Here is a 14,724-nt window from a genome sequence, read left to right on the forward strand (position 1 = left end):
TTGCGGTTACAATGGCCTGCCATGGCCATCGCAGGAAATCTGCGGACGATGCAGTTGTCCGAGTTGCTGCAGTGGCTGTCCACCGGCCTGAAGTCGGGCACGCTCGTGGTCCGGGGCGCTCCGGGCGAGAAGCGGATCTACTTCGAGAACGGCCGCGTCACGTCCTCCTCGTCCACGCTCGAGCGCGAGCACCTCGGGCGTTTCCTCGTCGGATTCGGGTTCATCACCGAAGAGGAGCTGATCCGCGCCCTCGAGGTCCAGCAGGAGTCGAGGATCCTCCTCGGGAAGATCCTCGTCATGATCGGGGCCATCAAGGAAGCCGAGCTCGCGGACCTCGTCCGCCTCAAGGCCGCCGAGACGATCTACGACATCTTCCTCTGGACCGAGGGCTCGTTCGCGTTCATCGACGGCGAGATCCCCCAGCTTCCGATGGTCCCGATCTCGTCGGACGTCACCGGCATCGTGATGGAAGGCCTCCGCCGCTACGACGAGTGGCAGCGCATCAAGACGAAGATCGCTTCCATGCGGCAGATCCCGTCGCTCGCCGTCCCCGTCGAGGAAACGCTCGGCGAGCGCGAGAAGCTCATCCTCGGGGCGATCAACGGCCGCCGCGCGATCGACCAGATCGCGCTCGAGACGCACAATCCCGAATTCCACGTGGCGAAGCTCGTCTTCGACCTCATGCAGAGCGGGCACGTGAGCCTCGCAGGAGAGCGCGAAGACGCCGCCGCCGCTCCCGTCTTCGCCGACGCCGAGTCCGAGGCCGAGGCCGCGTCGGCCTTCGACCCGATCCTCGGGTCCACGGCGGACGACGCGTCGTTCGAGCCGCGCCCGCGCGTCGAGGAGTACCTGCTGTCGCCTCCCGGCCCGCGCACTCCTCCACCCACGGACTACGGGCGCTTCCTCAAGCGCGGCCCCGACTCGGACGTCACGCAGCGGCGCAGGACCGCGACGGGCGCCAGCAACGACACGCAGCCGGCCGTCAAGACCCCGCCACCGGTCATGCCGGCGATCGGCTCGTCCCTCGCGGCTCCGGCCGCCGCCCCCGCGCCGCCCGCCGCGGCGCCTCCCGCGGCGCCGGCGAAGCCGGCCGCTCCCGCGCCCGCCGCCGCCCCCGCGAAACACCCGCAGGCTCCCGCCGAGCCGGCGCCGAAGATCCCGCCCACGTCCATCCCGATCCTCACCAAGCCGATGGAGGAGCTCATGTCGTTCGCGTTCACGCCGAACGAGGCCTTCATCGTCTCGCGCATCAACGGGATGTGGGACGTGCGTTCGATCGCGCGAATCTCGCCCTTCCCGGAAGCCGAGGTCCTGCGCGTTTTCGCGAAGCTTCAGACGAGCGGAGTCATCACGTTCAAATGAGCTTCGCCGACCTCCGCCCCGCCGTCTCGACGCTGGTCGCCCTCGTCCTGCTCTTCGTGGTCGCGGTCGTCATCCGGCAGCTCGCGCGGGCCCGGCACGGCGCCGCGGAGCTCGAGCGGAAGAACCGCGAGCTCGCGACGCTCCGCGAGATCACGGCAGTCGTCTCGAGCGTCGCCCCCGGCGAGACGGTCTTCGCGCACGTCTTCGACTCGCTGAAGCGGGCCGTGCCGGTCCGGGCGCTTGCCGCGGTCTCGTTCGAGGAAGATCCGGACGGCCAGGCGGTGGTCGCGTTCGGCGGCGACGTGACGATCGAGAGGCGCGCGTTCCTCGACTGGCTCTCCCTGCAGCGCGAGCTCGAATCCCCGTTCCTCCCCTCGACTCCCCCGCCGCGCATCGCGCAGGGGCCGGCCCGCGAGCTCGCCCTGAACCCGCGCCTCGGCTACCAGGTGTTCCTGCCCCTCCAGACGCCCGCCCTCATCGCGGGCGTCCTCGTCGCCGAGTCGGACGACGCCGCGCTCGTCACGCCCCAGGTGCTCCAGGAGCTGTCCGTGTTCGCGGACCACCTCGCGCTCTCGCTCCAGGACCGGAACCTGCGGCGCCAGATGCAGGCCGTGAACGAGCGGCTCCAGGGACGCGCCGAGATGCTCCAGCGCATCCTCGAGCTTTCGAACGAGCTCAAGACGCACCTGACGCTCGAGCATCTCGTCCAGAGCATCGTCCACGCCGTCCACCAGAGCCTCGGGTACCGCATCGTCGCCCTGTCCCTCTACGACCCGTCCGAGAACGCGTTCGAGCGCCGCGCACAGATGGGCTTCGACGACGCGCTGCCGGGCGCGCCGCCGCGCCGCGTTCCGCGCGACGACGTGGCCCGCTGGTTCGCCGAGCGCTACCGGATCTCGAAGTCCTACTTCGTGAGCCACCTCGACCGGCAGGAGTCGATGGACGACTCCGGCCGGATCGACCGGCGGCGCCGCGGCGCCGCCCCCGGCGCGTGGCATCCGAACGACCTTCTCTTCGTCCCTCTCACGGCGGGCGACCAGCTCGTCGGCGTCCTGCAGGTCGACCAGCCGCGCAGCGGCCTCGTCCCGCGCCTCGAGGACGTCCAGGCCCTCGAGATCTTCGCGAACCAGGCCGTCACCGCGCTCCAGTCGGCCCGCGCCTACGAGACGACGCGCCAGATGTCCGTGCGCGACTCGCTGACGGAGGCCTTCAACCACCGGTACTTCCAGGAAACGCTCTCCCGCGAGCTCGCGCGGCACGAGCGCAGCGGCCAGCCGCTCGCGCTCGTCATGCTCGACATCGACGACTTCAAGAAGATCAACGACCGCTGGGGGCACCCGGTCGGCGACATCGTCCTGCGTGGCCTCGTCGAGGAGATGACGAAGGGCGTTCGCGAGATGGACACCGTCGCGCGCTACGGCGGCGAGGAATTCGCGCTCGTCTTCCCCGAGACGACGCCGGCGAAGGCCTGGGTCGTCGCGGACCGGCTCCGCAAGCGCGTCGCGTCCCGGCTCTTCGTGGCGCCGCACGTCGAGCAGGCCCTTGCCGTCACGATCTCCCTCGGCCTCTCGACGTATCCCGAGGACGGCTCCACGAAACGCCTCCTGATCGAGCGCGCCGACCAGGCCCTCTACCAGGCCAAGAGGAGCGGCAAGAACTGTCTCGTCACGGCGGCGTCACTCGCGGACTTGAAGACGCTTTAGCTCCTTCGACTTCGTGACAGCCGGACACCCCGCGACCGCAAAGCGCAGCGGCCACCGCGCCGCCGCACCCGCGTAGTCCACGCCGACACGCGGGCCCGAGGCGACGTCGAAGCGCCACCGCGGCCCGCGCGACAGGACGAGCTCGGGGCCCGAGAGAGACGCGCCGGACAGCGCCGTCGTCACGCCGAGATACGCGCACAACTTCGCGGGACCAGACGCGACCCCTCCCCCTGCCCTATTCACCTTCAAAGAAGTCTTCTCTTCCTCTTCCGGTATCCCTGCTCTCAGCAAGACCGCCTCGGGTACCCCTTCTTTCCCCGTCACGACGTTCAGGCAGAAGTGCATGCCGTAGACGAAGTAGACGTACGCATGGCCGCCTTCGCCCCACATCGGCGCGACGCGCGGCGTCTTTCGCCCGCCCCACGTGTGGGCCGCCCGGTCCCTCACGCCGAGGTAGGCCTCCGTCTCGACGAGGATGACCGACCGCTCGGTTCCGTCCGGCAGCCGCCGCGTGAGCCGGCACCCGAGAAGCGCGCGCGCGACGTCGGCGGTGTCCTTGCGGTAGAAGGTCTTCGCGAGCGGCTTCGAACCTGCCATTGCTATGCTCGGCGCCATGATGCCCGAGACGCGCTCCGTCCTCGTCACCGGCGGCGCCGGATTCATCGGCTCGCACCTGGCCGACGCCTTCCTCGAGGCGGGCTCCCGCGTCACGATCCTCGACGACCTCTCGACCGGCGTCCTCGAGCGCGTGCCCGCGAAGGCCCGCTTCGTGGAAGGGGACCTCCGGACGTTCGACTTCGAGGCGCTCCTCCGAGCCGAGAAGGTCGACACGATCCTCCACCACGCCGCGCAGATCGACGTCCGCAAGTCCGTCGAGGACCCCGTCTTCGACGCGGAGGTGAACGTCATCGGGACGATCCGCCTCGCCCGGGCCGCGCTCGCCTCCGGCGTGACGCAGATCGTCTTCGCCTCGAGCGGCGGCGCCATCTACGGCGACCCCGAGGGCTTCGCCGCCGACGAAAAGCACGCGACGAACCCCGTTTCGCCTTACGGCGTCGCGAAGCTCGCCGGCGAGAAGTACCTCTTCGGCCTCGCCCACGGCTCGCCCCTCGTCGTCACGGCTCTCCGCTACGCGAACGTCTACGGCCCGCGCCAGGACGGGCGCGGCGAGGCGGGCGTCGTCGGGATCTGGATGGCGCGCCTCCTCGAGGGCAAGCCGTGCGTCATCTACGGCGACGGGATGAACTCGCGGGACTTCGTCGCCGTCAGCGACGTCGTCGCCGCGAACCGCGCGGCCGCGGCGCGTCGCCAGGGCGGCGTCTACAACGTCGGGACCGGCGTCGAGACGACCGTGAACCAGCTCTGGGACGAGGTCGCGCGCGCCTGCGGGTCGCCCGCGAAGGCCGCGCACGAGGCCGCCAAGCCGGGCGAGCAGCGGCGCAGCGTCCTCGACGTCGCGAAGGGGCGTGCCGCGCTCGGCCTCGGCTCGCCCGTCAGCCTTTCGGAGGGGCTCCGCCGGACGGCGGCGTGGTTCCGGGAGCGCCCGAAGTCCTGAGCCGGTGCGCGCCCGAGCCCTTCGGGCCGCGTTTGATCACGACCACGGTAACGTCGTCCTCCGGGGCCGCCCCGCCACGCCACGACTTCACCGCGTTCGTGATGCGCAGGGCGATCTCGCGCGCCGGGAGGCGGCGGGCCTCGGACACGAGGCGCTTGAGGCGCGACGGGCCGAACTCGCGGCCCCTGGCGTCGTGGGCCTCGACGACGCCGTCCGTGTAGAGGACGACGACGTCGCCCGGCTCGATGTGCGTCGCGCGCCGGCCGTAGACGGCGTCCGGCATGGGGCCGAGAACCATGCCCGTCGACGGCATCTCGGAAAAGCCCCCGTGTGCCGCGTGGAGGTGCAACGGCGACGGGTGGCCCGCGTTCACGTAGACGACGTCGCCGTTGAAGTCGAACTCGCCGTAGAAGAGCGACACGAATTTCGTCGTGAGGCGGCTCTTCGAGAAGATCTTGTTCAGCCGCTCGATCGTGCGCGCGATCTTCAGGTCGTTGCCGATCCCCATCCTCAGGCCGACGTAGATGTCGCGGACGAGGAGCGCCGCGAGGAGGCCGTGGCCGGAGGCGTCGGCGATTGCGACGCCGACGCTCTCGCTCAGCGGGATGAAATCGTAGAAGTCCCCGCCCACGAGCTCGGCTGGGCTCGAGATGCCGAAGATGTCGAAGTCGCCGACGTGCGGGACGTGGCGCGGCAGGATCGACATCTGGATGCGCCGTGCGTCCTGCAGGAGGCCTTCGAGATGGCCCGTCCGGACCTTCGAGTCGAGGACGGTGCGGATGATCCCGAGGGCGAGGAGAAGGTCCTCTTCCTTCACGCGCGGGTGGACGTCGAAGGAGAGAATGTAGCGCTCCTCGCCGAACGAGACGGCCGCGAAGCGCGTGACGCCGAGCCTCTGCTCGAACTCGGCGTCGACGGACGGGTCGCTGCGGTCCATCAGGACGATCCCGTCCTCCACGGCCCGCACGATCGGGCCGTAGCTTGCGGGCACGGCGAGGCCCGCCGGGGTCTTCTTCGAGCGGCCGAAGCCGCGCTCGAGCATGTAGACGTTGTCCTCGCGAAGGTAGAGGCGCCCACCGAGGATGCCGAGCTCGTTGCGGAAGTTGTGGACGACGGCATCGGCGACGCGGAGGATCGTGAGCGAGACGTTGCCCGTCCCCTCGATCGCCTCGAGAGTTTTTTCGACGTTTCGGAGGAGCGCGCGGTAATCCATGTTCAGGCCCGAGTGTAAGGCCTCGGCGCGATATCTTCGGGGCATGGACACCTTCACCCGCCGCCAGCTCGTCGCCGCGTCCGTCGCTTCCGGAATCGCCGCCGCCGCGCGCCCCGCGGCCGCGGCCGCAGGCTCACCCGCCGCGCCGGCCGCACCCGCCGCGGAGCGCCCGTTCGCGCTCGCCGAGGCGACGATCGCGGACCTTCAGGACGGGCTGAAGGCCGGGAAATGGACTGCCCGCTCGATCACGGAGGCTTACCTCGCCCGCATCGACGCCGTCGACGCGGGGGGGCCGGCGCTCAGGAGCGTCCTCGAGAGAAACCCCGACGCCCTCGCGATCGCCGACGCGCTCGACCGCGAGCGGAAGGAGAAGGGCCCTCGCGGGCCGCTCCACGGCATCCCGGTCCTCGTGAAGGACAACATCGACACCGCCGACCGCATGGCGACGACCGCCGGTTCGCTCGCGCTCGTCGGCGCGAAGCCTCCGGGCGACGCGTTCGTCGTGCGGCGGTTGCGCGAGGCCGGCGCCGTCCTCCTCGGCAAGACGAACCTCTCCGAGTGGGCGAACATCCGGTCGTCGACCTCGACGAGCGGGTGGTCCGGCCGCGGCGGTCTCACGAAGAACCCGTACGCGCTGGACCGGAATCCCTGCGGCTCGAGCTCCGGGTCGGGAGTCGCGGTTGCCGCGAGCCTCTGCGCCGCCGCCGTCGGGACCGAGACGGACGGCTCGATCGTGAGCCCGTCCTCGGCGAACGGCATCGTCGGGATCAAGCCCACGGTCGGGCTCATCAGCCGGAGCGGCATCATCCCGATTTCGCACTCGCAGGACACGGCAGGCCCGATGGCGCGCTCGGTGCGCGACGCGGCGATCCTCCTTGGCGCGCTCGCGGGCGTCGATCCGGGAGACGCCGCGACGGCCGATCCGAGCCGCAAGGGCGCCATGGACTACACGGCGTTTCTCGACCCGAGCGGCCTCAGGGGCGCGCGCATCGGCGTCGTTCGCGGCCTCTTCGGATTTCTCGACCGCGTCGACGCCATCATGACCGAGGCGCTGGCGGCGCTCAGGAGCGCCGGCGCCGAGCTCGTCGATCCCGTAGAGCTCACCTCCGCCGCGAAGATCGGCGAGCCGGAGGGCACGGTCCTGCACTACGAGTTCAAGGCCGGCCTGAACGCGTACCTCGCCAGCCTCGGGCCCGGCGCGCCCGTCAGGTCACTGAAGGACGTCATCGCGTTCAACGAGAGGCACGCGAAGGAAGAGATGCCGTACTTCGCGCAGGAGACGTTCCTCAAGGCCGAGGCGAGAGGGCCGCTCACCTCGTTCGAATATCTCGAGGCGCTGGCGAAGTCCCGCAGGCTCGCGCGCACCGAGGGGATCGACGCGACGATGGACCGGCACAAGCTCGACGCGCTCGTCGCGCCGACGCTCGGCCCCGCGTGCGTGACCGACCTCGTGAACGGCGACCGCTGGCTGGGCGACGCATCGACGGCCCCGGCCGTCGCAGGCTACCCGCACGTCACGGTGCCAGCCGGCTTCGTTTTCGGCCTGCCCGTCGGGCTCTCGTTCTTCGGGCGGGCGTGGAGCGAGGGGACTCTCCTGAAGGTCGCCTATGCATTCGAGCAGGCGACGAAGGTGAGGAAGGCGCCGCGCTTCCTCGAGACGGCAGATCTCACGATTTAGAGACGATCGGGCTTCGCGGCTTCTGGCGGGGGGAGCTTCCCCGCTCCCCCCGCGCCCCCCATGGGCTAGCCCCGCGTCGCGAGCTGCTGCAGGAACTGGTCCTGGTACGCGTGGCCGCGGCGATCGGAGACGCCGCCGTTCAGGAGGATCGCGAAGACGTACGTCTGGCCGCTCTGCGCGGTGAGGTAGCCGCAGAGCGTCGAGACGCCCGAGACGTTACCCGTCTTCGCGTAGACCTTCCCGCGCGTCGCCTCGGTCTGGAGGCGGTGGCGGAGCGTGCCGTCGGGTTCGCCCGAGACGGCCATCGTCGGCTTGAACTCCTCGAAGTGACTCCACCTGGTCGCCAGGGCCTGCAGGAAGTCGCCGTACGCGCCCGCGCTCGCCTTGTTCGTGTGCGCGCGGCCGGAGCCGTCCGCGAGGTCGTACCGCTGCGGGTCCAGGCCGAGCGACGCGAGGAATGCCCGGACCTCGGCGCGGCCGCTCTCCCAAGAGCCCTTCCCGCGCGTCTCGGCGCCGAGGGTCTTGAGGATCTGCTCCGCGAAGAAGGACTGCGAGCGCTTGTTGCAGACCGCGAGGACGGGGAGGATCGGCGTCTCGTGCGTGTGGAGCAGGACGCCGGGCACGGGCCGCGCCGGCTCCGTCCGGATCGCCGGCGGAGCCGAGAGCTGGATCCCGCTCTCCCGCAGGACCTGCGCGAGCGCGCTCGCGAAGTAGAGCGGCGGGTCCGGCACCGTCACGTCGCCCGTCCACGTCCGGTTCTTTCCGACGGCTCCGGCAGCGACGACGGTGTGGCTGCCGGCCTCGCGGCGGACGCCGACGTAGGTGCGGCGCTGCGCCGTGACGACCTGCGAGATGAGGTTCAGGAGCGGCGGCCCGAGCGGGTCGAAGCCGAGGATCGCGGGGGCGCCGGGACGGACGCCGCCCGAGGCACGCACGAGGACGACGTTGTCGTTGTACGAGAGGGCCGAGACGGGCGCCTGGTACCAGCGCGCCTCCTGCTCGGCGGGCCAGTCCGGGTGCACCTGCGTATCGTCGAAGAACGACACGTCGAGAACGAGGCCTTCCTTCACGTCGCGCAGCCCGCGCTTGACGAGGGACTGCGCCCAGGGACGAAACACGGCGAGCGGGTCGTCTTCGTACCAGCGTCCGGAGAGCCCGGGGTCTCCGCCGCCCACGACGACGAGGTGGCCCGGAAGGGAGCCGTCGACGCCGATCTCGGCGTCGCGATAGAGCCGCGTCCGGAACCGGTAGGCCGGGCCGAGCCGGTCGAGCGCCGCGGCGGTCGTGAAGAGCTTCGTCGTGGACGCGAGGACGAGCGGACGGTTCGCATTGAAGGCGACGAGGGGCTTCGACTCGCCGACCCGCGCGACAAAGATGCCGGCCTCCGAGCGCCGCACGGGCGGGTGGCTTGCGATCGCGAGGAGGCGCTGTTCGAGCGTCGCGGGCGCGGCCGGTGCGGCCTTCTTCTTCGCGGCCGCCGCGGTGGGCGACGCGAGGAGCACGACGGCGACCGCCGCCGAGCACGCGACTCTCCCCCTCACGACACGCCTCATGCGCGAATTTTAACCGTTCCGGAGCGACACCGATAGCCCTTTGCGCCGCTACAATCGCGCGTGGCGCTCTCGATCGACCTCGCGGCGAAGACCATCGCGCTCTCCCCCGGCGCGCTTCTCGCCGGAAACGGACGCCGCATCGGGTTCGACCGCGGCGAGGGCTTCGAGCGCCTCTGGATCGGCCAGGCCGTCCACCGGCGCGTCCTCGGCGGGAACCTCGAGACCGTCCCGGGCTACGCGGTGGAGAAGGCGATCAGGCTTTCCTTCGCGGTCGACGACTACGCGGCGGTCCTCGAGGGCCGCCTCGACGGGCGCTGGGAGGACGGAGGACGGGTCGTCGTGGACGAGGTGAAGTCGCTGCACTTCGCCGAGGACCTCGCGCGGCTGCCCGGGTCGCCCCGCCTCGAGCGATTCCAGCTCCAGCTGCGCTGGTACATGCACGCGGTCGCCGCGGCCGAGGGCCGCGAGGTCACCGGGCGTCTCATCCTCGCGGACATCGAGACGGGCGCGACGAAGATCATCGACGTCGCTCACGAGCCGGAGAAGACGCTGGCGGACCTCGTCCGCCGCACCCGGCTCCTCCTCGACGAGTTCCTCGAGGAGCGCGCGCTCGCCGAGGCGAAGGCCGCCGAGGCGGGGACTCTCGTCTTTCCGCACGAGACGTACCGCCTGGGCCAGAGCGAGATGGAGGAGGCGGCCGCGCGCGCCGCCGCTCAGGGCGAGCACCTGCTCGCCGAGGCGCCCACGGGCATCGGGAAGACCGCCGCCGCGGTGTTCCCCCTCCTCAAGGCCGCCCTCGAGTCCGGCCGCAGGCTCTACGTCCTGACGGCAAAGACGACGCAGCAGGAAATCTACGAGAAGACGATCGGCCTCGTGGAGGGCGACTCCTTTCGCTCCGTCCGGCTGCGCGCCAAGGAGCGGATGTGCGCGAACGACGTCGTCCTCTGCCACGAGGATCACTGCGCGTACGCGAAGGACTACGGCGCCAAGATGGAGGCCTCGGGCCTCCTCGACCGCCTCGTCGAGACCCACCGGCACCTCGACCCGGACACGGTCTTCGAGGAGTCCCGCGCCGAGACCGTCTGCCCGTTCGAGGTTTCGCTGGAGCTCGCCGAGCGCGCGGACGTCGTGATCGGCGACTACAACTACGTGTTCGACCCGGTCGTCGCCCTCTCGGGGGCCCGCGAGCCGGCCGCCCTGAAGGACGCGTTCCTGCTCGTCGACGAGGCGCACAACCTCGTGGACCGCGGCCGCGGCTACTACTCCCCCGAGCTGGCCGAGAGCGAGCTCCGGACGCTCGAGCAGCGGATCGGCGTGTCGACCGCGAAGACCGCCTGGGACGCGGGCGAGGCGGTGCGCCGCATCCTCAAGCTCGTCTCGGAGTCCGCGTCGATCCTGCCGGAGGAGGAGCGCGAGGCGGCCGACCTCGTCACGCTCGACGAGGCCCGGCTCGACGATCTGCGCCTCGACATGGAGTCGCTTCTCGTCCGCCACCTCGCCGAGATGCGCTCCGGGGGCGAGCGCGTGCCGGACGACCCGGTCCTCGACCTCTACTTCACGTACGCGCGGTTTCACGACGTGTCGAAGCAGGCGGCCGCGGGCGACAAGGCCGCCGAGGCGTTCGACATCCTCGCCTCGCGGGGTCCGAGAGGCGCGAAGCTCGCGATCCTCTGCAAGGACCCGTCGCGCCTCCTCGGGGAGACGCTCAACGCGGCCGCGGCGACGGTCTCGATGTCCGCCACGCTTTCCCCGCCCGAGTTCTACCGCGACCTCCTCGGGCTGGACGCGGACCGCACGACGGTCCTGCGCCTGCCCTCGCCGTTCCCGCGCGAGAACCGCGCGATCCTGATCGCCCCGGACGTCGACACGACGTATGCGGCGCGCGGCAAGGGGGCGCCGCGCATCGCGGCGCTCGTCGCGGACGTCGCGCGCGGCTGCCCGGGAAACGTTCTCGCGCTCTTCCCGTCCTACCGGTTCCTCGACGACGTACGCACGCACCTGCCCGCGCTTCCGGGGCGGCGCATCATCCGCCCGTCCGACCGCTCGACGGAGGTCGAGCGCAACCGCGTCCTCGCATCCCTCAAGGACCGCGGAGCCCCCGTCCTCCTCCTGGCCGTCTCGGGCGGCGCGTTCGCCGAGGGCGTCGACTACCCCGGGGAGATGCTCCGGGCGGTCGTCGTCGTCTCGCCCGCGCTCCCGATGGTGCGCTTCGAGCAGGAACGCATGCGCCGCTACTTCGAGGAGCGCTACGAGCGCGGGTTCGAGTACGCGTACGTCATTCCGGGAATGACGCGCGTCGTACAGAGCGCCGGCCGCCTCATCCGCTCCGAGTCGGACACGGGCGTCGTCGTTCTCGCCTGCCGCAGGTTCCTCCAGGCGCCGTACAGCCGGTACCTGCCGGAGCACTGGTACAACGAGGACCCGTCCGAGCTCGCCTGCATCGACGTTGGGAAGCGCCCCAGGGAAATTTTTTGGGGGGGGGGGGGGGGGGTCGTTCCGGGGGGGGGGCGTCGGCAAGGCGACGCGCGAGTTCTTCGAAGGGATCAGCGCGTCTCGACCCGAGCCTCGAACGCCTCGGAAAGAAGGCCGTCGCGCGTGAGGGCCAGGACGCGGTAGCGGTACCGCGCGCCCGCGCGAGCCTCGCGGTCCACGAACAGGTAGGCGGTGGCGTCCGGCGACTCCGTCGCCGCGGGCAGGGCCTCGAGGGCGGCCACGCCTTCGCCATCGAGCGTCTCCTCCCGCCGCTCGACGATCCACGCGAGGAGGTCCCGGTGCTGCGCGGTGGACCAGGCGACCTCGACAGCCCGTCCACGCCATTCCGCGCCCGACGCCGAGAGGGCGGCCGGGTACTCGGGCGCGCGGCGCAGGCGCAGGGCCACGTCCGACCCGTCACCGTCCGCGAGGACGACGTGCACGCCCGACGTTCCCGATGCGGGCAGGAAGCGGGTCTCGCCGGGCAGGACGCGGAGCGCGTCGAAGTCCCCGGCGTCGCCGCGGTAGAACAGGACGGCCCGCCCCGCGCGGAAGCCGGATTCCGGCAGCGCGACCTCGATGCCGCCCCGCTCGTCCTCGGTGCGGAGCGACGCACGCCTCCAGCCGAGCGGACCCGGAGCCGCCGTGGAGACGGGGCCGAGCAGCCACGCCCGGCGTGCCACGATTGCTGCGGGCGCCCCCCGGCGGACGGACGCCGAGGCCATGCGCGCGACGACGGTGCCCGCGAGCGCGTCGGCGAGAGAGGCCGCGCCCGCGCGTCCCGCGACGTCGCGGACGAAGGCTTCCCCGTCGTCCCCCGCCGGCAGGCCGGCCGACTCCCACGCCTCGCGGACGTCGAGGGCGCCCTTCGGCAGTTTCGCCTCGAGGGCGTCGAGGAACGCGGCGAGGACCGGCGGGGCGAGGAGCGACCCCGTGTCCTCGAGAAACGCGTCGTCTTCCGGCACGGGTGCGCCCGCGACCCCGGCGGCGCGGCGCGCGAGGTACTCCGCGACGCCCTCCGCAGCCCAGGCGGCCTCATCCGGCGCGCCCTGGCGGGCCGAAAGGAGCGCAACCTGGTGGAGCGCGTCGAGGAGAACCGCGCCCGCGTCGCGTCCCGAGGCGGAGACGATCGCGACGGGGTTGCGGAGGGAGCCGTCCCTCTCGCGGCCGTCCCATCCCGCGGCGCTCGCCGCGGGTCCGGAGACGACCTGGAGCACGAGGGGCGCGCGCGCCGAGAACGGCCTCGCCCATCCGTCCCGGTCGAAGAGCGCCGAGAGAGCCGGAGCGAGGTCGCGGAGGAGCGCGTCGCGCGTCGCCGCGGCGAGGTCCTGATCCGAGGCGAGGACGACCTCCCCGCCGCGCAGCGCCCGGCGATCCGTGAGCCGCGCGTAGGGGGAGCGAAGGATCTCGGCGCGCCGCCGCGCCGCCGCGGCGTCCGAGGCCTCGCCGGAGGCGCTCTGGTGCGCCGCCGCGGTCCCGCCGCCGGCGAGGCGAAGCGCGGGGAAGCGCACGGCGGGCGCGGGCGCCGCTCCCGCGGCGTGTGCCGCGGGGAACCCGAGCAGAACGAGGAGGCCCGCGCTGCAGGCGACGCGGGACATCAGGAGTCCGCGGGATTGATCTTCGGGGGGGGGCCGTCGATGGTGACGGCGGTGCTCTCGTTGGACGTGAGTCTCGACCGGGGCGGGTCGGTCTTCGCGGCGTCGCTCTTTCCCGAGCCGGCGTCCTTCACCTCGACGAGGATCGCCGTGATGTTGTCGACGCCGCCGCGCGCGTTCGCGACCTCGATCAGCATGCGGACCGTCGCGTCGAGCGAGCCCGACGTGCGGAAGTGCTCGAAGAGCTCTTCGTCGGGAAGCATGCCCGTGAGCCCGTCCGAGCACAGGAGGTAGCGATCTCCCGTGCGCACCGGCACCTCGATGAGGTCCACCGAGACGTGCGCGGCGCCCCCGAGGGCGCGCGTCACGACGTTCTTGAGCGGGTGGCTCTTGGCCTCGTCCTCGCTGAGAATCCCGGCGTTGACCTGCTCCTGCACCCAGGAGTGGTCGTCCGTCAGGCGCCGGAGCTCGCCGTCGCGGAAGAGATAGGCGCGGCTGTCGCCGACGTGCACGAGGGTGGCCCGGTCGGCGTCGAAGAGGGCCGCGACGACCGTCGTCCCCATGCCCTTGAGCTCGGGCCGGTTCTGAACGGCGCGCATGACCTTCTCGTTCGCCTTCTCGACGGCCGTCGTGAGACGGTTGCCCTCGAGCGAGACGCGGCTGTTGAACCCGAAGGGCCACGAGCTCTCGTGCTCTTCCTCGGTGGCGGCGATGTACTCCTGGATGGATTCGACCGTGATGCGTGAGGCGACCTCGCCGGCCGCGTGGCCGCCCATCCCGTCCGCCACCACGAAGAGGCCGCGCTCCTCGTCGATGAGGTACGCGTCCTCGTTGTGACGCCGTTTCCGGCCGACGTCGGTGAGACCGAATGCGGAGACGACCACGCCGCGATTATCCCTTCCGCCCGAAAATCCCGCTCGGCGGCTTGCGGACGCCGCTCGTGGGCCTGTTCGGACGCACTTTCATGAGCAGCGTGAGCGTCTCGGGGTCCTCGGGCATCCAGGTGAGCGCCTCCTCGAGGTGGCGCTCGGCCTTGGACGACAGCCCGGCCATGATGTAGAGCTTCCCGGCGTCGCGCCGCATGAGCGCGTTGTTCGGGTCGAGCTTGATCGCGGCCTCGATCGCGTCGACGCCCTTGCGGGTCTGCCCGACGACCTTCATGCACGAGAGCGCGAGGTAGTGCCAGGCCTTCGCGTCCTTGTCGTAGTGGTTCACCGCGAGCTCGAACTGCTGGATCGCGTCGGGGAAGTTCCCTTCCCGGTAGGACTTGACGCCCTTCGCGAGGAAGACGCGCGCCTGGCCCGCGGGGTCCTGGGTGACGGGGCGGCTCTTCTCGAGCTCGGCGTCATGCGCCTTTCGGCGCGCAGGGTTGGTGAGGACGTTCAGGGCCTCGGTCAGAATCTGGAACTTGAACTCCGCGGAGCGCTTGCGGTCGGGATCCGAATACCGGTCGGGGTGCTGCTCACGCGCGAGCACGCGGAACTTGTTCGTGATCTCGGCCGACGTCGCGTCCCGCGCAACCCCGAGCACGTCGTAGTAGTTCGTCACCGACACCTCAAGGGGCGCGGAGGCCGCGTCTGACCGGTCACTTGA

General features: G+C 71.3%; 11 protein-coding genes. 5 read left to right on the forward strand and 6 right to left on the reverse strand.

Going from position 1 to position 14,724, the window contains the following annotated elements:
* The first annotated feature begins 21 nt into the window (after positions 1 to 21).
* A complete protein-coding gene (locus IPL89_08550) occupies positions 22 to 1,362 on the forward strand; it encodes a DUF4388 domain-containing protein (GenBank protein MBK9063231.1) in 1,341 nt (446 codons plus the stop codon).
* Positions 1,359 to 3,065, forward strand: coding sequence for a sensor domain-containing diguanylate cyclase (locus tag IPL89_08555; protein MBK9063232.1), 1,707 nt, complete (start codon positions 1,359 to 1,361; stop codon positions 3,063 to 3,065). The genes IPL89_08550 and IPL89_08555 overlap by 4 nt, the downstream gene beginning before the upstream one ends.
* On the opposite strand, the gene IPL89_08560 is transcribed toward IPL89_08555, so the two are convergent.
* Positions 3,039 to 3,710 carry a DNA-3-methyladenine glycosylase gene (locus IPL89_08560; GenBank protein ID MBK9063233.1) on the reverse strand — a complete coding sequence of 224 codons (672 nt, stop codon included), beginning with the start codon at positions 3,708 to 3,710 and terminating at the stop codon, positions 3,039 to 3,041. The two genes, IPL89_08555 and IPL89_08560, sit on opposite strands and share 27 nt — an antisense overlap.
* On the opposite strand from IPL89_08560, the gene IPL89_08565 reads away from it, so the two are divergent.
* Positions 3,682 to 4,620: an NAD-dependent epimerase/dehydratase family protein gene (locus tag IPL89_08565; protein MBK9063234.1), complete on the forward strand. Its 939-nt coding sequence runs from the start codon at positions 3,682 to 3,684 to the stop codon at positions 4,618 to 4,620. The genes IPL89_08560 and IPL89_08565 overlap by 29 nt on opposite strands.
* Here the strand turns inward: IPL89_08565 and IPL89_08570 are convergent.
* Entirely contained in the window at positions 4,559 to 5,878 is a 1,320-nt protein-coding gene (locus IPL89_08570; GenBank protein MBK9063235.1) for a PP2C family protein-serine/threonine phosphatase, read from the reverse strand. The genes IPL89_08565 and IPL89_08570 overlap by 62 nt on opposite strands.
* On the opposite strand from IPL89_08570, the gene IPL89_08575 reads away from it, so the two are divergent.
* Positions 5,877 to 7,511, forward strand: a complete 1,635-nt coding sequence (locus IPL89_08575) for an amidase (GenBank protein ID MBK9063236.1) — start codon at positions 5,877 to 5,879, stop codon at positions 7,509 to 7,511. The genes IPL89_08570 and IPL89_08575 overlap by 2 nt on opposite strands.
* 65 nt (positions 7,512 to 7,576) lie before the next feature.
* Here IPL89_08575 and dacB read toward each other — a convergent pair whose 3' ends face one another.
* Positions 7,577 to 9,064, reverse strand: a complete 1,488-nt coding sequence (gene dacB / locus IPL89_08580; protein MBK9063237.1) for a D-alanyl-D-alanine carboxypeptidase/D-alanyl-D-alanine-endopeptidase — start codon at positions 9,062 to 9,064, stop codon at positions 7,577 to 7,579.
* A 60-nt stretch (positions 9,065 to 9,124) separates the two neighbouring features.
* Here dacB and IPL89_08585 point away from each other — a divergent pair, with 60 nt between their 5' ends.
* Entirely contained in the window at positions 9,125 to 11,680 is a 2,556-nt protein-coding gene (locus tag IPL89_08585; GenBank protein MBK9063238.1) for an ATP-dependent DNA helicase, read from the forward strand.
* On the opposite strand, the gene IPL89_08590 is transcribed toward IPL89_08585, so the two are convergent.
* The 3 genes from IPL89_08590 to IPL89_08600 are packed head-to-tail and all read right to left on the reverse strand — an operon-like array spanning position 11,608 to position 14,679.
* Positions 11,608 to 13,134, reverse strand: a complete 1,527-nt coding sequence (locus tag IPL89_08590) for a hypothetical protein (protein MBK9063239.1) — start codon at positions 13,132 to 13,134, stop codon at positions 11,608 to 11,610. The two genes, IPL89_08585 and IPL89_08590, sit on opposite strands and share 73 nt — an antisense overlap.
* A complete protein-coding gene (locus IPL89_08595; GenBank protein MBK9063240.1) occupies positions 13,134 to 14,015 on the reverse strand; it encodes a Stp1/IreP family PP2C-type Ser/Thr phosphatase in 882 nt (293 codons plus the stop codon). The genes IPL89_08590 and IPL89_08595 overlap by 1 nt, the downstream gene beginning before the upstream one ends.
* Before the next feature lie 7 nt (positions 14,016 to 14,022).
* The gene (locus IPL89_08600) at positions 14,023 to 14,679 is read right to left on the reverse strand and encodes a DnaJ domain-containing protein (protein MBK9063241.1); all 657 of its coding nucleotides are present in this window, start codon (positions 14,677 to 14,679) and stop codon (positions 14,023 to 14,025) included.
* Positions 14,680 to 14,724 lie beyond the last annotated feature (45 nt).

This window comes from Acidobacteriota bacterium (assembly GCA_016716715.1).
Taxonomy (GTDB): Bacteria; Acidobacteriota; Thermoanaerobaculia; order UBA5066; family UBA5066; genus Fen-183.

Coding starts and splice junctions, on each gene's coding strand:
- IPL89_08555 (MBK9063232.1), top strand. CDS start 1,359: ATGAGCTTCGCCGACCTCCGCCCCGCCGTCTCGACGCTGGTCGCCCTC.
- IPL89_08570 (MBK9063235.1), bottom strand. CDS start 5,878: ATGCCCCGAAGATATCGCGCCGAGGCCTTACACTCGGGCCTGAACATG.
- IPL89_08550 (MBK9063231.1), top strand. CDS start 22: ATGGCCATCGCAGGAAATCTGCGGACGATGCAGTTGTCCGAGTTGCTG.
- IPL89_08575 (MBK9063236.1), top strand. CDS start 5,877: ATGGACACCTTCACCCGCCGCCAGCTCGTCGCCGCGTCCGTCGCTTCC.
- dacB (MBK9063237.1), bottom strand. CDS start 9,064: ATGAGGCGTGTCGTGAGGGGGAGAGTCGCGTGCTCGGCGGCGGTCGCC.
- IPL89_08565 (MBK9063234.1), top strand. CDS start 3,682: ATGCCCGAGACGCGCTCCGTCCTCGTCACCGGCGGCGCCGGATTCATC.
- IPL89_08590 (MBK9063239.1), bottom strand. CDS start 13,134: ATGTCCCGCGTCGCCTGCAGCGCGGGCCTCCTCGTTCTGCTCGGGTTC.